The organism is Spirosoma endophyticum (assembly GCF_900112365.1).
GTDB lineage: Bacteria > Bacteroidota > Bacteroidia > Cytophagales > Spirosomataceae > Spirosoma > Spirosoma endophyticum.
On record NZ_FOLQ01000016.1, the window covers coordinates 76,953 to 95,469 of the forward strand.

An 18,517-nucleotide genomic window follows, 5' to 3' on the forward strand; every position below is an offset into this window, starting at 1 on the left:
TTATCTATTTACAGTAATCTATAAATACAGGAGAGAAGATAGTTAACAGCTTTAAAACGCTGAAAAGTTCGTAAATTCGTAAACGATAAATTTCCTTTTCCTGTGCTAACTGATACCCCTCAACAACCTCTGATTGAACGTATTCGAGACATCGATCACCCCGAAGCGATTCGGCGTTTCTTTGGGTTGTTGAAGGAGTTAATTGATATTGTTAATCTGCCCAACGGTGACGCCCGGCTGGCATTTACGGTACGTCAGGAGAAAACGTCCATCATTGCAAACATTAATTTCTTTCAGGCGCTACGTATTCAGAAGCCACGTCGCGGTGAAGTCGAATATCACCTGACCATCAAGAAATCCTGTTACGATCGGCTAAAAAACATTGAGGAGTGGGTTTTTGAACCGCTCACCGAAAAGTCAGATTATCTGGCCGTTATCATTGGTCAGTCGAGTGTTCATTTGCTAGCCAATCCCACGCTGCACACCTGTTGGGAAGACTGCCTGCTCGAACTTGTTGAGAGTAACAAACGAGGTCCACACTCAGCACGACACAATGCTGATGTGTATCGGGCAGCCGAAGATGATGCTTTTCAGAGCGAAGTAATCAGACTGGCTGATGACCCAACGCTTGGGGACCGAATTCTTAATGGATACAATGTCGAGGAGCCGGAAGGTGAATATACAACTGAACCGGAACTGCCGAATCAGCCTCATAATCTGATTTTATTCGGTCCGCCGGGAACTGGGAAAACGTTCGCCTTGCAACCCTATTTACGCGGGAAGAATGCCCGGCCTGGATTGGCCAGCCTGATTACATTTCATCCGTCCTATAGCTACGAAGAATTTGTGGAAGGCATTCGTCCGGAAGTGATGAACGGCCAGATTACGTACAAAATCAACAAAGGGATTTTTTACAAGGCTTGCCTATCTGCGATTCAGAAAGCAGGGTATGGCACATTGGCTGATTGCCTGCATGATAGCCCGGAAAATCGTAGTCAGAAATTAAAAAAAGCGCCCCCGCATTACCTGCTTATTGATGAGGTCAATCGGGCCAATGTTGCCAGCGTTTTTGGGGATTTGATTACGTTGCTTGAAACCGATAAGCGACTTGGGGCGGAGAACGAACTCTGGTTGACGTTGCCCTACTCACGAGAGTCATTTGGAGTCCCGCTGAATCTGTTTGTTATCGCGACAATGAACACCACCGACCGATCTATTGCCCTGCTGGACATTGCACTACGTCGACGGTTTTCGTTCCGCGAGATGTTGCCTGATCCAACAATGTTGAGTACGATTGATGGCGTAGATTTGGCTCAGTTGCTGCGAACGATCAATGAACGTATCGAGTACCTGCTCGATCGCGACCACCAGATCGGTCACGCCTATTTGACCAATATCGAAACGCACGCTGATCTTTGTACTGCCTTTCGTGACCGGATTATTCCGCTCTTGCAGGAGTATTTCTTTAACGAATGGCCTAAAATTCAGCTAGTTCTGGGAGACAATCCTGCCTGGGGCAAAGAACCTGACCATCGGCTGGTGTGGGTCAAAAAGAAATATACAGCTGGCGCTGCCAGTAAACTGTTCGGCGAAATGCCCGACTCAATCGATGAGGTCATCACCTACGAAATCAATCCGAATCTCCAGCAAGGTGAATTCGAACAGATTCCTGCTGAAGCGTTTATAAAGATTTATCAGAAGGTGTAAGTAGAGCGGGTGGAAACCCGCTTTTGGTATCAAAACATGCTGTCACAGCACTTAAAAGCGGGTACCCACGGCAACAGCCGCCCGCCCGCATTACATATGAAAGCACTCGTTCTCACTGAATACAATCATTTCGATTTACAGGACGTACCGCAGCCGACCATTCGGCCTAATGAGGTACTGGTACGTGTACAAGCTGTCGGTATCTGTGGGTCCGACGTTCACGGGATGGATGGCAGCAGCGGTCGACGTATTCCGCCCATCGTGATGGGACACGAAGCGAGTGGCATCATTGCCGAAGTGGGCAGCGACGTACGCGGCTGGACAACTGGCGACCGCGTTACGTTCGACTCGACAGTCTACGTACTCGACGACTGGTACAGCCGTCGGGGACAGTATAATCTTAGTGATGGCCGCGAAGTTGTAGGTGTTTCGACTCCCGATTTCAAGCGGCAAGGGGCGTTTGCCGAGTTTGTAGCTGTTCCCCAGCATATTCTCTACGCCATTCCCGACAACGTTACATTTACACAGGCAGCTCTGGTTGAGCCGGTAGCGGTGGCGCTCCACGCGTTAAGTCTGACACCCATTCAGGTTAATGATTCCGCGGTAGTTGTTGGGTCCGGGATGATTGGTTTATTCGTCATTCAGGCGTTGAAACTAGCGGGCTGCGGCACTATTATTGCCATTGACCTGGACGACGACCGGCTGGCCCTTGCCCAGAAACTTGGTGCAACGCATACCATCAATGCCCGGTCAGGTGACGTAGCGAAACAGGTTCAGGAACTCACTCATGGGCGCGGGGCGGATGTGTCGTTTGAAGTCGTTGGCGCAGGACCAACCGTCAAAACGGCTATCGAATGTGTCCGAAAAGGAGCAACCGTTACGTTGGTGGGCAACCTGGCGCCAACCGTCGAGATTCCATTGCAGGCTGTTGTAACCCGACAGCTGAGGTTACAAGGCTCCTGCGCCATCAACGGCGAATACGAAGCTGCACTGGCCCTGATTTCGTCGGGCCGTATCAATGTTGAAGCGATTCTAAGCGCCGAAGTGCCGCTTGATGAAGGTGCTGACTGGTTTAAGCGATTGTATGCGAAAGAGAAAGGGCTGATTAAAGTGGTATTGAAGCCTTAATTATTGATTCGCTGCCCAGGCTATAATCGCCGGGTATAAATCGGCAACGGTTTGGCCCGGTTTTCTTGTTTGGTACATTCGCAGTAACGCCTGATCAAACTCCTTAAATCGGCGAAACCCTCGCCTGTCGACCATATCCTTTTCAATATCACCCCTGAGTGTTTCAGCGGTTTTTGGGTCGAATATATCATTATAAAGAAGCGTCACGAGCCCATAGTTCATGTATTCTTCAAAACAGGAAAGGTCATTACTGTAAATAGCTGCTGGTTTGTTGGGATCGGCCCAATCGGCTAAGTTTTTAAAGGCTACTGCAATGTCTTTTGTATATTTCTCGGCTTCAGGATTAAGGTAACTATGATTTAATTCGGTGAAGGCGATTGTCATACGTTTTCCTTTCGCAATGTTGAGAGGTTGCTTTTTCGCGGTCGTGCTAACGAACGGGAAGTCGATATGCATTTGCGCTTCCGCGAAGCCATTATCCTCAAATTTATTGGCCGATTGATTCCAGCCCACCAGGGGCGAAAATAGCACTTTTACCGCCGAATAATGAGTGGTTGGGAACTGTTTCTCCAGCCAGGCTTTCATCGTGGCTACGTCCACATTTTGGCGAAAGTCTTCAACCAAACTTTTATAATAGGGCGTATGCTGTTGGTAGAAAGTTCGGAAATTCGATCTTTTTGCAAAGTTCTCCAGGAGGGGAATGTAGGGTACTAACTCATTCACTTCTCCCCAACTAACCCGGTCATAAACTCCACCGTTGATCAGTTTTTCACCATCGAATCGGTAGGCGTAACTGTCCATTTTTAGGTTGTAATAATTGCCCTCGGATTTAGCCAATAGAGAATCAATACTACGTACTGCCGGATGGTTTTTGAAAGGAGAAAAGTGAGCGATGACGGCGGGGTAATAATTCGTTTCTTTGAAAATAGCAGGTGTTTTTCCATAATTGGTCAACGCAAAAACGACGTTGATCAACTCATAAACCTCAGGTATTTCTATGCTGGTTTTACCTTCGTTCGCTTTTTTGTAAGCATCATTAAAAACAGCAGCCTTGACAAGTTTATGGCTGGTAAGAAAGCATGTTACTGTATCGTGTTGCGCTTCGCGGATAATCTGGCAAATCGTCGTAATACCACGCTGGAGCGTCATGGAAATGGAATCTTTTTCTGATACAAAAGCCAACCGTGATGTCGCTTGCTCTAAACCGAAGCTGTAGGAAAAAGAAGTAGGCAAACCGTTTACGCCATTGAAATTACCTCGTTCGTTGCCGATATACATCATCAGTCGATTACTCGTTGCCCGGACAGTTGGAATCAATTTGGACTGCGATAATGCATTACTTATGGATGCGAAAATCAATAGATAAGTTAAGGTTGCCTTCATCTAAAGTAAGAACGTCGGAATGTTCTGCATTTTAATGAAAAAGCTCGTATTGTTGCCAAAATTTAATGCAGAGCTTTAACAAAGTTTTGAACTTTATCAAAGCTGGTTTAACCCGAAACTGTTATTGAGCTGGGGTGTATTGAGAGACTCGATCGCCTGTTTGCAATTCGAGCAAATTATCTTTCAGTATGGTGATTGTAGCTCCGGGATTAGGTGCACATTTGACGTTTGGGCAGGATGAAAATTCACTATACTTTAGAATCACACCGGTTCGTTCAAAACGGCTACCAGAACAACAAGGTGCTGACGTAGTTATTCCATTTCGCTGGTAAACAAGGCTACCCTCTGGATGATATTCGATTGTGTAATACGCATCCGTATCATACATAACCCACGTTGTATCGTTTACACCGCGGGTCTGGAGCAGGTGCCAGCGCTTATACAGTAAATCTGATGGGCCAATAGAGCTATCGTTCCGGCAGGCAGTGATCAAAACTAAGAGAAGAAGGAAAACGCTAGACTGTTTTTTCATGGTATTTAAGTCAATCAAGTACGTATTGACTCATGGATATGGTTCATAGACTACAGTTGCGTAGTTCTGATACAGGACCAACTGCGAGGTGTTTAACGAAACGATTTTCCACGAGTTACCGTAAGAAACACAACTGGCCCCTACACAAGTGCCATTAGGCGTTCGGTCAGGTATTGGAATAGAGACTACATCGACCAGATCTAACGTATTCCCTTTACGATTGAAACGAGAAGGAGAACAACAGGGGTCATACTTTCCATCATCGCCATAAAGAATCGTTCCGTTCGATTTAAATGTAACGATTGCCCACGCATCGGTTGGTGATACCATAACCGGATTCCCTGTTGCATATTGCACTTGCGTTATTTTCCATTTACGATACAGTAAATCGATGGGCACAGTCTCGTTGTCTCTTCGACAGCTGAAGCCAATGGCGATTAGTATAATTATCCCTGATATTCTGCCTTTCATATCGGCGATCTGTCTTTTATTTGATCATTTATTGAGTAGAAGATTCCATTCCAGAGCATTTCGTTGGAATACGTTTAATTAACTATGCCAACTCCCCTCCGCATCGCCATTATTGGCCCCGGCAAAGTGGCCCATTTACACGCCCAGGCCGTTTTACAAACTCCCGATACAGAATTAGTTGCCGTTTATGGGCGGACGTATCAGAAAGCGGAAGATTTCGCCAATCAATACAACATCCGGGCTTACAGTGATGTCTACGATATGGTGGACCGCGAAAACGTAGACCTATGCCTTGTCTGTACCACGCATCCCGCCCACCGCGAGCCGACGGTTGCCGCGCTCGACGCAGGCTCACACGTATTGGTTGAGAAGCCACTGGCGTCGTCGCTCGAAGATTGTGATGCGATGATCGAAGCGGCCAAACGTAATAATCGGTACTTGGGCGTAATCAGCCAACGACGGTTTTATGCGCCGAGTCAACGTATTCGCCAGGCCATTGATTCGGGAAAGATTGGAAGTCCCGTGTTAGGTACCATTCAGATGCTCGGCTGGCGCAGTGAAGAATATTATCAAAGTGATGCCTGGCGTGGTACCTGGGCCGATGAGGGTGGTGGCGTATTGGTCAACCAGTCACCTCACCAGCTGGATTTGCTGCTCTGGTATATGGGCGAAGTGGACGAAGTATACGGCGTCTGGCGAAACCTGAATCACCCGTACATTGAGGTTGATGACACCGCGCTGGCCATCGTAAAATTTAAAAATGGCGGCTTGGGAAACATCATAGTCAGTAATTCGCAGAAGCCAGGCATTTTCGGGAAAGTCCACGTTCATGGGCAAAATGGGGCATCGGTGGGCGTTCAGACTGATGGTGGCGCGTTGTTTATTGCGGGCATGTCGACCATCACCGACCCGCCCGTCAATGATCTCTGGACCGTACCAGGTGAAGAAAACCTGCTGGCCGAATTCGTCGCCGAAGACACCGCCTTCTTCAACACCATTGACGCGACTGTGTATTATTTCGGTCTGCAAATCGCCGAATTTCGCGATGCTATCCGCGAAAATCGTCCACCCAACGTAACTGGCGAAGATGGCCGTAAAGTGGTAGCGCTTTTCCAGGCCATTTATGAATCAACCCGAACAGGGTTGCCCGTGAAGATGTAACAAAAAGTGAGCAAAAGGAAGAGGGGGAGTAGAGGGAAGAAAGGAGCTGATTACCCCATTTTTCTCCCTCTACTCCCCCTCTTCACTTTACTTTCTTTTTACTAATTCGCTGGGTCCTGTGGCGTAGCGGTGTTATTGTTACGTTCCGTTAGCGGATACGGGAAGAAGTTCCGATTCCGCTCGGCACCAGTTGCACCCGGACCGGGTCGGTTGAATCGACGACTGTCTTCTAATCGAAAACCCTGATACGCTAGTTCAATCTGGCGATTCCGGTAAATCTCCGTCAAAATAGCGTCGGCGGTTTGCGAACCAGCATAGGCGGGAAGACCGGCCCCGAGGCCAAATGCATCTGTCGTTTTCGTTAACACTCTGTTTAACTGCGCTATGGCATTGGCCAGATCACCTTTTCGGGCGTAGGCTTCCGCCTGAATTAGTATCACTTCACCCGGTAAATAAACTGGAATGGCTGCGTTATTGGCTGTATAATAGGCCGTCGCGATTACAGGAGCTACGGCTGTATTTGTGCTGGGCTTCGTCAGAAAGGCGATCCGCTTATCGGCTGAACTGGGCGCCAACGCACCGGTCAGTCCGAGGTTTGCATTAGTAGGTTGAAATACGTTCAGGTTGCCAAACGTATATTCGAACAGCGGATTACGGGTGTTGTCGTCGAAATTGAAAACCGATCTTTTCGTCAGATCAACTTTGGCCGCAGCCGTAATCGCTTTGTCGTAATCACCAGAAAAGAGAGCGTATCGAGCAATTAGTGCCTGAATCGTATTCGGAATATCGACACCCGTAACAGCCTTACTTGTAAAGTTAGCCGAGACGGGCGCGGTTGCCAGTTGCGTAGCCGCTGCTTCGAGTGTGGTAATGGCTTCCTTAAATACCTGTGCCCGAGGGACAAACGGTACGTTGTTGCCCGTCGTAATGGGCGACTGCTCGAAAAACAGCCCCAACGTACCGAGCGATAAAGCCCGGAATATAGACGCATAGGCGACGATACCGCTTTTCGTACCCGCATCTGTCAACACGCCTGAATTGGTCAGAATCAGTTCTGCGTTGGACCTCACTAAATGGCTCTGTGTCCAGAGATTACGCACGACACCATTTGTATTGGTAACATTGCCCGCTCCCGTAGCCAGATTCGCTTCATCAAGATTGCCTACGTTTAATACAAACTCCTCGCGGGTCGTCAGGCCTGCACCGGCAGCACTGGCATAGAGGACACTCAAGGCTCCTCCTGTGGTGTAGCGATATTGCAGCCCATTACAGAGTGTCAGTAATCCATCTCCATCGGGCGAACTAACCGCCTGCGTCTGACTGATAGTACTGGGGTTTAGATATTCCTTGTTGCAGGCGACCTGCGTGAGAAGCAAGCCTGACAGGATTGTTGGTATGAGGATTTTTTTCATGGATATGTAAGTCGTAAGTCATTAGCCGTCAGCCGATAGCTAATAGTGTAGAAACCACTTAGAGCTATTGACTTGCGACTATCGACTGTTTTTAAAATGTCGCAGCTAGTTTAAACTGATACGTACGGGGGATTGGGACGTTACCAAAGTCGATACCACGTAGCAGATCATTGTTACCACCGGCATTGGTTTCGGGATCGAAACCGGTGTATTTATCCCACGAATACAAATTACGGCCAACAGCCGACACCGTCAGACGACTAAGCCCCTTAATGAACTGAGGTAGTGTATAGCTAAGCGAAACCTCCCGCAATTTGGTGTATGAACCCGGATCAACCCGGAATTCCTGCGTGTTGTACACCCCGAAAATGTAACCGCGTTTGAGCGTACCCCGCAACTCCTGCTCAGCGTAGTCGCCCAGGCCAACACCCTGCCGGGTGCGTTTGTCAGCGTTGAACACATCAACTCCCTGAACCATATCCAGGAGCACATGCAACGTCAGCTTTTTGTAGGCTAGGTTTGTGCTGAATGAACCAGTCCATTTCGGATTGGGATTCCCAATGAGGAGGTTAGCTAATGGTTTGGTTACGTCCAGTGTACCATCCGAATTACGGGCAGGCACGTAGCTAATGGAGCCGTTGTCCTGCGAGGAAGCCCGTTCTGATTGAGGAAACCCTGAAGGAGAAAGTATCAGTGAGCCATCGGCGTTACGAGCATATCCTGTGCCATAGAAAACGCCAACTGGCTGACCCACGATCAGGTTGCCTGGCGTACCCGATGCCGACGATGCGTCAGGGTTGATGATCGGCTGACCGCCCAAATCAAGTACTTTATTGCGGTTATGGTTGTAAATGACCGTAAAGTCCCAGTTCAGGTTTTTGGTTTTGATTGGATTTACGTCCAGAACGACTTCAAATCCTTTGTTTTCCATTGCCCCTACGTTATTCACGATGCTGGTGCCGCCTGTAGTTGGGGCTAATGTTCGGTTTACGACCAGATCGCTGATTTTCTGTTGATAGGCGGTTACACCCAGCCCAATTCGGCCATTCAGGAATGCCAAATCAAGACCACCTTCGAATTCGGCCATGCGCTCAGGCTTCACGTCGGGATTTGCCAGCTGTGTACCCGGCACAACCGTGTTTTTTCCAAGAAAGCCTACCGGACTAAACTGGTAGAAACGGGCATATGAACCAATACCCGATAGGTTACCGGCTTCACCGTAGCTGGCCCGTAGTTTCAGGCTATTGAACGCATTGCTGAACGATAGATTCTTCCAGAATTCAAGATCCGATACGATAAACGAACCGCTTACTTTGGGGTAATACTGATTGGTTTGCGTTGGCGAGAATTTCGACGACTGATCGCGCCGAACGGCCCCGGTAATAAATGCCAGATTCCGGAAGCCCAACGTAGCCTGAGCAAAGGCGCCACTCAAACTGAATCGATCCAGATCATAACGTACCTGATACGTCGTGTTGCTGGCTCCGCTAACAGTTTCAATCAAAGGGACCAGATTCTGACCACTATTGATCGAGTAATCGGCCTGATAATACTGATAGCTGTAGCCAATGGCTGCGTTTAGCTTGAACTTATCACTGAATTGCCGCTCATATTGCGCGTTCAGATCGTTGTTGAATTGCAGAACCTGATTGGTGGCAGTTGCCGCAAATCCACCCGGATAGCGGGCGGCTGGCAAACCGGCAACTGCCTGATACGGATACGGACGAATGTAGTTTTTACCAAACTGCGAGTAGGCATCAACGCCAACGATGTAGTCAATGCTCAGGCCTTTCAGGGGAGTCAGGTTTAACTGAAGACTGTTAATTGTGCGACTCACCGACTGCGAAAACTTCATGTCTTCAATGGTCGACAATGGATTTACGCGCGTTGGCTCAACGGCTTGCAGGTTTCCAGCGGCATCGCGTTTGGTGATGTCGTAGATATTGTTGGTGATATTGACCGAGTTGATAGGGCTGTAGAATACGTTGCCATTGGCTTTCTCGTTGGAGAAACTATTCGCGTAACTCAAACCCACCGATATCTTGGCCCAGTTCGTCAGCCGTTGATCAACGCGGGCGCGGAGGTTATACCGTGTAAAGTCGGTGTCTTTGATTATCCCCTGATTCTTCAAATAGCCAAACGATACGTAGTATTGTGTGTTATCTCGTCCACCTGAAATAGACAGATTGTTATCCGTACCGTAGCCAGTCCGGAAAATCTGATCAAAATAGTTGTAGCGCTGTACATCCACTAAGTTAGTGGCCAACTGCGACGTAGTACCATCCCGGTAAATTCCGGTTGTAGTTGTGCCTGGGTTGGCTGCAACCTGAGCGTCCGAAACAACCCCGATGGGATACAATCGGAGGGAAGCAAAGCCAAACTGTTTACCATACGTATTGATCGGAACGCCTTTGCGCAGTTCATTGATGTTGAACGAAGTCGAGAACGTCACCTGCGCTTTGCCACTCTGACCGCGTTTTGTCGTGATAATAACTACACCATTGGCAGCCCGCGAACCATATTGAGCAGCCGCAGCCGCCCCGTTTATTACGTTCAACGTAGCAATATCGTCGGGGTTAATATCCGATAGGCGATTCTGGCCCACGTTGGCATTTCCTGCATCGTTCGCTAGGGCAAGCTGCGATACGTTGGTACTGGCATTGCTCACAATTACACCATCCACTACGTAGAGCGGGTCCGATGAACCAACCAATGACTTGATCCCACGTAGCCGAATGCTAATGCCACCCGCCGGATCGCCGGAGTTTTGCGTGATCTGCGCCCCCGGTACTTTACCTTGTAATGAGTTGATAAGGTTACCGGAGCCACTTTGCTGTAGATCGCTTGCTTTAATTGTACTAATGGCGTTTCCTAATTCGCGCTTGGGCGCCGACAGCGTTGAACCGGTTACGACGACTTCGTCAAGGTTGGTTGTGGCTGCCGCCAATGCAGCATTGGCCGTAACCTGGTCGGCATTCCCCAAGGTAATAGATTGACGTAGTGTTTCGTAGCCAATAGCTGAGAAGGCCAGCGTTACAGGGCCAGGCTTTAGCGTTACAGTCAGGGTATAATCGCCGTCGGCATCGGTCGTGGTGCCGAGCGTCGTGCCAACAACCGCGACGGTTGTGCCGGGAAGCGACTGTTTTTCGGGGTCCGTTACGTGGCCCTTAATTGTGAAACGTGTACTTTGCGCAACTGCATTTGTACAAAGTAACAAGGTTAGCCAGAGCATCCACAAGTGATGAAGACGTCGACTAACTAGTACGTACCTGTTGTCCATAGGTCTGTAGAAGAAAGTGGTAGGTAATAAAAAAATTAAAGATAATTTAATCTGAAATATAAGTATAAAACTCTGCCTGGCCCATCAGTCAGGCTTGGTTGTGCTACAAATGCTAAAACACCATTTTTTAGTAAATTTGAATCTTCGATAAGTCCCATATACTTCATGATCAATCGTAATCAAATTGGATGGCTGGTGAGCAGTTTCGTCCTGATCGCTCATCTGGCTACTGCACAGCAAGCTAAACAACGCTACGCCAGTCTTCAGCAGGCCGTTTTTTCGGGTGGTCAGCTCAGCGGGTCGGCGGGACCACGTAGCGTTAACTGGATTGAGGGTGGTACTAAGTTTTCCTTTCTTGATGGGCAGCGTACGATAAAAACGCTGTCACCAAAGGACCAGAAAGAAGAGATTGTTTTTGATGGAAGCCATTTGAAATTTCCCGGTACGGAGAAAGCCTTTGACTATGAGTCATTTCAATGGTCCAGAGATTCAAAGAATATACTTTTCCAAACTAATTTTCGTAAGGTGTACCGCCATTCAGGTATATCCGATTACTACGTGTATGCCGTCGCCGACAAGAGTTTGAAACTCGTTGCCAGGGATGCCCAAACTGCCGAACTCGCGCCTGATGGGGGCAAAGTGGGGTATGAGCGGGGTGGAAATCTGTTCGTGTTTGATTTTGCGACCCAGAAGGAGACGCAACTCACCGACGATGCCAAACCTGCCTTTATGAACGGGCGTTTTGGCTGGGTTTATGAGGAAGAATTTGGATTGGCGCAAGCCTGGGATTGGTCGCCCGATAGCAAGTTTATTTCCTTCTGGCAGTCTGATGAACGGCAAGTGCCGATGTACAAGCTGACCGATTATAAAGGGTTCGATGAGAAATTCGATTCGCTACCGTATCCGCGCGTTGGTGACGCAAACCCGATCGTCCGCATCGGTGTCATCGAAATTGCCAACAAGGCAAAACAATGGATAAAGGTTGACCTGGGAGATGGCTATATTCCGCGCGTTTACTGGACGTCGCAGGAAGGACAAATTGCACTGATGCATCTAAACCGCAAACAGAATCACCTGCGTCTGTTTATGGCGAACGCACGTACGGGCGAGGCTCGCCAGATCATGGAAGAAAAATCGAACACCTGGGTGGATGTCTTCGACTTCTTTGCGGGCCTCAATCACCTGATTCACTTTCCGGCGGGTGTTCAGGAGTTTTACTGGGTATCGGATCGCGACGGATTTGCGCATCTATACCGTTACGATTATTCGGGGAAACTGCTCAACGCGGTCACGAGCGGAAAATGGGAGGTAACTTATGTTCACCACATCGATACGAAGGCAAAGAAAGTTTATTTCACCTCGACCGAAGCGTCGCCACTGGAATGGCAGTTGTTTGTAGCAGATGTAGACGGCAAAAATAAACGCCGATTAACGTCGGTACCTGGTAAACATACGGTCAATTTTTCGCCCAACGGTCAGTATTTTATTGACAAATATTCGAACATATCAACACCTACGCAGGTCGAATTGCGCGATACAAAGGGTCAGCTTATCAAGGCATTAGAAACGAATAAACGAGTGATGGACTACGTTGCCAGTCACGATTACGCTCCTAAAGAACTCGCCAACTTTACTACGTCTGATGGTCAACAAATAGATATTTCCATTATCAAACCCCTGGATTTCAATCCGTCCCGGAAGTATCCTGTTGTCGTTGATATTTACGGTGGACCGGGGGCGCAATCGGTCTACAATGAATTTGCAACTTCCGGCTGGCACCAGTGGCTGGCACAGACAGGATACGTAGTGGTTAGTGTCAATAACCGGGGAAGTGGGGGCTATGGCCGTGATTTTGAAAAAGTTGTTTATGAGAAACTGGGTAAGTACGAAAGTCAGGATTTTGTCGAAACGGCAGCTTATCTGGCAAAACAACCGTGGGTAAATGGTAGTCGTATAGCCATTAGGGGGCATAGTTATGGTGGGTATATGAGCAGCTACACCATGCTGACGCATCCGGGTGTATTCAAAGTGTCGCTGGTAGGCGCACCCGTAACGGACTGGCGGCTTTATGATTCCATTTACACGGAGCGCTACATGGGTCTTTTGCCGGAAAACGAGGCCAAATATAAAGCTAGTGCTGTATCACCTTACGCAAAAAATCTGGCGGGAAAGATGTTCGTTGCCCATTCAACGATGGACGAAAATGTACACGTTCGTAATACGTTTCAGTTGATGAATGCGTTTGAAGATGCAGGTAAAGATGCCGATTTGCGTATTTATCCACCTGGTGCACACGGCGTAGCCTACAGCCCAGGCACACAGTTGCTACTCTTTCAGCAGTATACTACGTATCTGGAGACGTATTTGAAAGGCAAAACAGTTGAGAATTAAAAATGGAAGAGGTGACAGGTTCAAAACCTGTCACCTCTTCCATTTTTAACGTAGTGCCCGCCGAATTACATCTTCGACAGATAGCGTCGGATCGGCTTTTAAGGCATCGTCGACACTTTTTTCGGCGGTTACTCTGGGGAATCCCAGGGCTACTAATGCAGCCAGTGACTCCTCCCGCACGGGGTTGGCGGCTGGTTGTTGACGGTAACTTGGGCCGTCTGGTACAACGCCCGCTTTTTTCATTTTGTCGCGCAATTCGAGAATGATACGTTGAGCGGTTTTGGCACCAATTCCCTTGATGGCCTGCACGGCCCGGACATTCTCGCCCAGAATCGCCAGGCGAAGGTCACCCGGTTGCATAGCGGAGAGCATACCCAGCGCGGTGTTTGGACCAACGCCCGAGACGCCAATTAAATCCAGAAACAAGGCTTTTTCGTCGGCATTGGCAAAGCCGTAAAGCGCCTGCAAATCTTCCCGAAACAGATGGTGGATGAACAGTTTAATCCGGTCGCCACCACCGGGAAGTACTGAATATGTCTGAAGTGATATATGAATTGAGTAGCCTACGCCGTGCACATCAATAATGGCGTGAGTAGGTTCTTTGAAGGTCAGAATTCCATCTAAATAGGCAATCATTCGACTGTTGGAAAAGCTTGTTTTTAAGGTACTTATATAGAGTAAAGATACGAAAAACCCACGACTTTTCTGAGTGAAAGTCGTGGGTTAAACGCAGATGAAATGACGCGTTCTGGTGCCAAATTAGCCCACAATCAGTTTTTGTCCTGGGCGGAGAGCATTGCTGCGAATGTGGTTCATTTTCTTGAGCTGGTCAATTGACAGACCACCGTAGCGTTGTGCAATGTTCCATAACGTATCGCCATCCTGCACGCGATGGTACCGTGGCTTGTACCGTTTCGTTTTCGCAATCGCCACCTCTTTTTTGTGGCCTTTAGCCGTTCCCTGATCGGCTAACCGCTCAGTACGGGTTTCATCCGCTTCCTTCAGGATGATTATTTTTTGGTTGGGCTGAAGCGTAATTGAGCGCAGGTGATTCCAGCGCTTCAAATCGTAGACTTCAACGTTGTAGCGCTCCGCAATCTCATTCAGATTGTCTTTCTTTTTGACGACGTAGATTTGCTTTTTGGGCTTGCGCATCACCACCGTTTCCAGATCCTCTTCGGGCTCGTCAGCTGATTCGGCTTCAGCGAGTCGCGCAACTATTTTCTCTGAGCCGCCTGCTTTCGCAGTTTTAGCTAATATCTGCGTAGCAAGCGCTTCTTCTTTGCCAATGTTAGCTAATGGATTACTACTCAACGCGGCCCAGGTTCCCAATGAGTCGGCTCCATAACGAACGTCTTCGGCAGTAGCCAGTAAAATGTGTTCCATGTTACCCGGTACCCGACTGGCTGAGTCCAGAATCGCTCGGCGGTGGCTGGCAAAATAAGTGTACTGCTGGCGGGGTACCCGTAACGGATAGCGGTTTGTGAAAGGAGGTAAAATCGTTGTGGTGATGGCCGGATTCATTTTCTGTAGATCGGCCAGGTCCATTGTACTGTGTTTGGCAAACGTTTCGAGATTGAAGTAGCCTGTAATCTGGATCGTATCCATTGGTATTGGAGACTGGAATGTCTCGCCAAAAATGCCGTGATCGCTGGCATGATTCATCAGGTACGTAAACGCTACAAACTGAGGAACATAGCCACGGGTTTCTTTAGGCAAGGCATCATAAATCGCGTAGTATGAATCGCCCCCTGACCGACGCATAGCCCGTTTAACCGCTCCTGGTCCGCAATTATAGGCCGCCATTGTTAATTCCCAGTCACCAAAAATAGCGTACAGGTCGCGGAGATATTTGCAGGCCGCTTCAGTCGCTTTAACGGGGTCCATACGTTCGTCTACATAGTCGTCCTGATAGAGCTTCAAATCCCGACCCGTACCGGGCATAATTTGCCAAAGGCCACCAGCGCCCGAGTGCGAAACAGCACGTGGGGTTAGCGAAGATTCAACAATAGAGAGGTATTTTAACTCGTCGGGTAAGTTGTATTCCGATAGCATCCGCTCATAAAGGGGGAAGAAAAGCGGCATACGTTCGAGCATCAATTTGATCAGGCTCGGCTTCCGGAAGGTGAAATAATCTACGTAGGACTGGACGGCTTTGTGGTAATTCAGTGGAATGTCTTTCTGCAACTTGGTCAACCGTTCGCGGAGTACACTATCAGGAACGGTATTGACGGCTATAACGGTATCTTGTTTGAGCGTTGGTGCGTTGGGCAATTGTGGTTCAGGTCGGGGTGTACTTTCGGCGCGAGCCACCATCGTCAGGCCCAGCATCATGCTCATCAGGCCTAGTTTTAAGAGGGCGAGGTTCAGATACTTCATGCAGTTCTCGGTTTGGTTCGTTACGTTTTAATGTAGTTGTGACGTATGCCTGGCCAGGAAACATACATCCCATTTCTTATATATTTTTTGCCAGGGCCACTAACGCCCCTTCGGCAAAAGGAGGGGCCATCAATTGTAAGCCAATTGGCAGGCCGTTGGCATCGGTTCCATTAGGGATCGATATAGCCGGATAGCCCACTACGTTAGCCTGCACCGTGAAAATATCGGCAAGGTACATTTGCAGTGGATCGTCCGTTTTCTCCCCCAGCCGGAACGCCGGAGTGGGCGTAGTAGGGGAAAGTAAAAAATCATATTTCTCAAAAACACGCTCGGTTTCCTGGCGAATTAGCCGCCGGACCTGCTGCGCTTTGGTATAATAGGCATCATAATAGCTGGCACTGAGTGCAAATGTGCCGAGCAGAATCCGCCGACGTACTTCTGCCCCAAATCCTTCGGTACGGCTTTTTTTGTACAACGACAAAAGATCCATTACTGATGTACCATCCCCCTGACTACGATATCCGTACCGTACTCCGTCAAAACGCGACAGATTCGATGAGGCTTCGGCAGTGGTCAAAATATAATACGTAGGGAGTAAATAGTTGATAAGCGATAAGTCAACGGGTTCTACTATATGACCAGCGGCTCGCAACTCATTAAGGGTAAGCTGAGTAGCGTCTCGAATGCTTTTGTCTACACCCGCGCTCTCAACGCCATCGCGAAGATATGCAATACGTAAAGGTCTGTCGGGTAGGGTAGCGGAGGTGTAGGAAGCGACCGGCTGGCTCGATACGGTGCTATCAAATTCATCAGGTCCAGCCATGATCTCGAGCAGCAATGCCGCATCGTTGGCATTGTTAGCAATGGGGCCGATACAATCGAATGAGGATGCGTAGGCAATAAGTCCCCAACGACTAATACGTCCGTAGGTTGGTTTCAATCCCACTACACCGCAAAAAGCGGCTGGTTGTCGAACCGAGCCGCCGGTGTCAGAACCAATACTAGCCAGACAAAGACCCGCCTGTACCGCTACAGCAGAGCCGCCACTCGACCCACCCGGTACCCGATCAGGATCGACTGCGTTGCGAACGGGACCAAAGGCCGAGTTCTCGTTCGAGGAACCCATGGCAAACTCATCGCAGTTTTGCCGACCAATGATAATGACATCTTCGTCCAGCAACCGTTGTATGGCTGTCGCAGTAAATTGGGCGGTAAAGTTTTCCAGAATCCGGCTTCCGGCCCGAACGCTGTGTCCAGCGTAACTCAGTACGTCTTTGATACCAATAATCATACCAGCCAGTCGTCCGGCTGTACCCGCTGCCAGTTTTTGGTCAACAGCTTCGGCTTGTTGTCGGGCTTCGTCGGCGTAGACTTCGGTAAAAACGTTCAGGTGTTGGTTTTCGTCAATACGAGCCAGATATTGATCCACCAATTGAAGGCAGGTAATCGTGCCGGTTTTAAGATCGGCTTGAACGGAGGAGAAGTTACGGTAGATTATCAAAATAAAAAACAGTTGCTGTCATTCCGGTGGTCTGGCCTATCAACTCCGCACCCTGTTCGGAAAGACAAACTAATAAAAACAGACAATCAGGCAGCTCCCGGAAGGAGCTGCCTGATTGTCTGTCACGAACAAACTCGATTATTTCGTATCGGTCTCTTTCAGGCCGTCTTCGATATTTTCGCGAACGTCTTTTGTGGCGTCTTTAAACTCTTTGATGCCTTTTCCAAGGCCCCGTGCGAGTTCGGGGATTTTTTTAGCGCCGAACAACAGGAGCAATGCCAGGAAGATAAGGATCATTTCCTGACTGCCCAAACCCAAAATTGCAAAAATGCTTGCCAATACCATGGTTTCTGGAATTTGAATGTATGCAAAAATAACAAAACTCTCTCGTACAATCTATTAAAACGTACTGAAACTTACGTAGTAATAGCCAATTTGGTTTTCAGTTTACGGTATTTGGTTTGTCACTCTATAACCGTAAACCACTTACTGTAAACTTTAACCTCATTCAATTCTACTCACCCAATTTTAATCGTCTCACCTCGCCGAGGTACGTTCTCACCCGAACTGGTTGTGGTGGTTTCCCATTGACGAAATTTCTCAATGTCGTCCTTTATGCCGCTGAATAGCCAGAACATCAGCGCTATATCGTCCGTCAAGCCCACGATGGGCAAAAAATCAGGCAGGATGTCAATGGGTGAAACAAAATAGATCAATACGGCAATGATTCGGATCAGCGTTTTCCAGGGTAGTTCACGATATTGCCCTGATGCATAGGCTTTTAACAAGCGCGTGACAACACCTAACTGATCACGAAACGCTGAAATGTTTGCCCCTGACAAACCACCACTTTTTTCTACTGCGTCGCGAATTAATTGCAACAAACTCCGGGTATTTCGAGCATAGCGAACGGCTCCTATATTCGCCCGTTTAAAGAAAATTGAGGTTAGAATTCGTGAAATGAGATTGCTGTTTTTCATTAGTATTGTTTTTGCCGTTCTGGCTGGTGCCAGCATAACAAAGCAAAGGATGAGTAAAGTCTAACAATTTTTACTTCGAATAGTCTATTAACGGTAAATAGGTCCAGAAGTTTTATTCCAAACGCTGTTGGTTTGTCTTGAACCAGGGCCTTACTTTTGCGTCGCTTGTTAACCCTTTAATTCCGAATACCA

13 protein-coding genes are annotated in these 18,517 nt (G+C 48.3%); 4 read left to right on the top strand and 9 right to left on the bottom strand.

Going from position 1 to position 18,517, the window contains the following annotated elements; translation table 11 throughout:
* Positions 1–102 precede the first annotated feature (102 nt).
* Both BM202_RS27295 and BM202_RS27300 read left to right on the top strand, forming a co-directional pair.
* Positions 103–1,707, top strand: coding sequence for an McrB family protein (locus BM202_RS27295; RefSeq protein WP_093832190.1), 1,605 nt, complete (start codon positions 103–105; stop codon positions 1,705–1,707).
* Positions 1,708–1,803: 96 nt separating this feature from the next.
* Positions 1,804–2,835, top strand: a complete 1,032-nt coding sequence (locus tag BM202_RS27300; protein WP_093832264.1) for a galactitol-1-phosphate 5-dehydrogenase — start codon at positions 1,804–1,806, stop codon at positions 2,833–2,835.
* On the opposite strand, the gene BM202_RS27305 is transcribed toward BM202_RS27300, so the two are convergent.
* On the bottom strand, positions 2,836–4,218 hold the full coding sequence (locus BM202_RS27305) for a DUF4932 domain-containing protein (RefSeq protein WP_245776799.1): 1,383 nt from the start codon (positions 4,216–4,218) through the stop codon (positions 2,836–2,838).
* Between the two features lie 562 nt (positions 4,219–4,780).
* A complete protein-coding gene (locus tag BM202_RS36790; RefSeq protein WP_143100769.1) occupies positions 4,781–5,149 on the bottom strand; it encodes a hypothetical protein in 369 nt (122 codons plus the stop codon).
* A 156-nt stretch (positions 5,150–5,305) separates the two neighbouring features.
* Here BM202_RS36790 and BM202_RS27310 point away from each other — a divergent pair, with 156 nt between their 5' ends.
* Positions 5,306–6,382: a Gfo/Idh/MocA family protein gene (locus tag BM202_RS27310; protein ID WP_093832192.1), complete on the top strand. Its 1,077-nt coding sequence runs from the start codon at positions 5,306–5,308 to the stop codon at positions 6,380–6,382.
* A 101-nt stretch (positions 6,383–6,483) separates the two neighbouring features.
* On the opposite strand, the gene BM202_RS27315 is transcribed toward BM202_RS27310, so the two are convergent.
* Positions 6,484–7,794 (bottom strand): RagB/SusD family nutrient uptake outer membrane protein, encoded by a 1,311-nt coding sequence (locus BM202_RS27315; protein ID WP_093832194.1) that lies wholly within the window; start codon positions 7,792–7,794, stop codon positions 6,484–6,486.
* A 91-nt stretch (positions 7,795–7,885) separates the two neighbouring features.
* The gene (locus BM202_RS27320; protein WP_093832196.1) at positions 7,886–11,026 is read right to left on the bottom strand and encodes a SusC/RagA family TonB-linked outer membrane protein; all 3,141 of its coding nucleotides are present in this window, start codon (positions 11,024–11,026) and stop codon (positions 7,886–7,888) included.
* A gap of 213 nt (positions 11,027–11,239) precedes the next feature.
* On the opposite strand from BM202_RS27320, the gene BM202_RS27325 reads away from it, so the two are divergent.
* Positions 11,240–13,465 (top strand): S9 family peptidase, encoded by a 2,226-nt coding sequence (locus tag BM202_RS27325; RefSeq protein WP_093832198.1) that lies wholly within the window; start codon positions 11,240–11,242, stop codon positions 13,463–13,465.
* Between the two features lie 45 nt (positions 13,466–13,510).
* On the opposite strand, the gene ruvA is transcribed toward BM202_RS27325, so the two are convergent.
* From ruvA to BM202_RS27350, 5 genes are all read right to left on the bottom strand, one after another.
* Complete coding sequence (gene ruvA, locus BM202_RS27330) at positions 13,511–14,101, bottom strand: Holliday junction branch migration protein RuvA (protein WP_093832200.1); 591 nt, start codon at positions 14,099–14,101, stop codon at positions 13,511–13,513.
* A gap of 123 nt (positions 14,102–14,224) precedes the next feature.
* Positions 14,225–15,844, bottom strand: coding sequence for a lytic transglycosylase domain-containing protein (locus tag BM202_RS27335; protein ID WP_093832202.1), 1,620 nt, complete (start codon positions 15,842–15,844; stop codon positions 14,225–14,227).
* 76 nt (positions 15,845–15,920) lie between these two features.
* Positions 15,921–17,345: an Asp-tRNA(Asn)/Glu-tRNA(Gln) amidotransferase subunit GatA gene (gene gatA / locus BM202_RS27340; RefSeq protein WP_093832204.1), complete on the bottom strand. Its 1,425-nt coding sequence runs from the start codon at positions 17,343–17,345 to the stop codon at positions 15,921–15,923.
* A 138-nt stretch (positions 17,346–17,483) separates the two neighbouring features.
* Entirely contained in the window at positions 17,484–17,690 is a 207-nt protein-coding gene (locus BM202_RS27345) for a Sec-independent protein translocase subunit TatA/TatB (protein WP_093832206.1), read from the bottom strand.
* A 173-nt stretch (positions 17,691–17,863) separates the two neighbouring features.
* Entirely contained in the window at positions 17,864–18,325 is a 462-nt protein-coding gene (locus BM202_RS27350) for a YkvA family protein (protein ID WP_093832268.1), read from the bottom strand.
* Positions 18,326–18,517 lie beyond the last annotated feature (192 nt).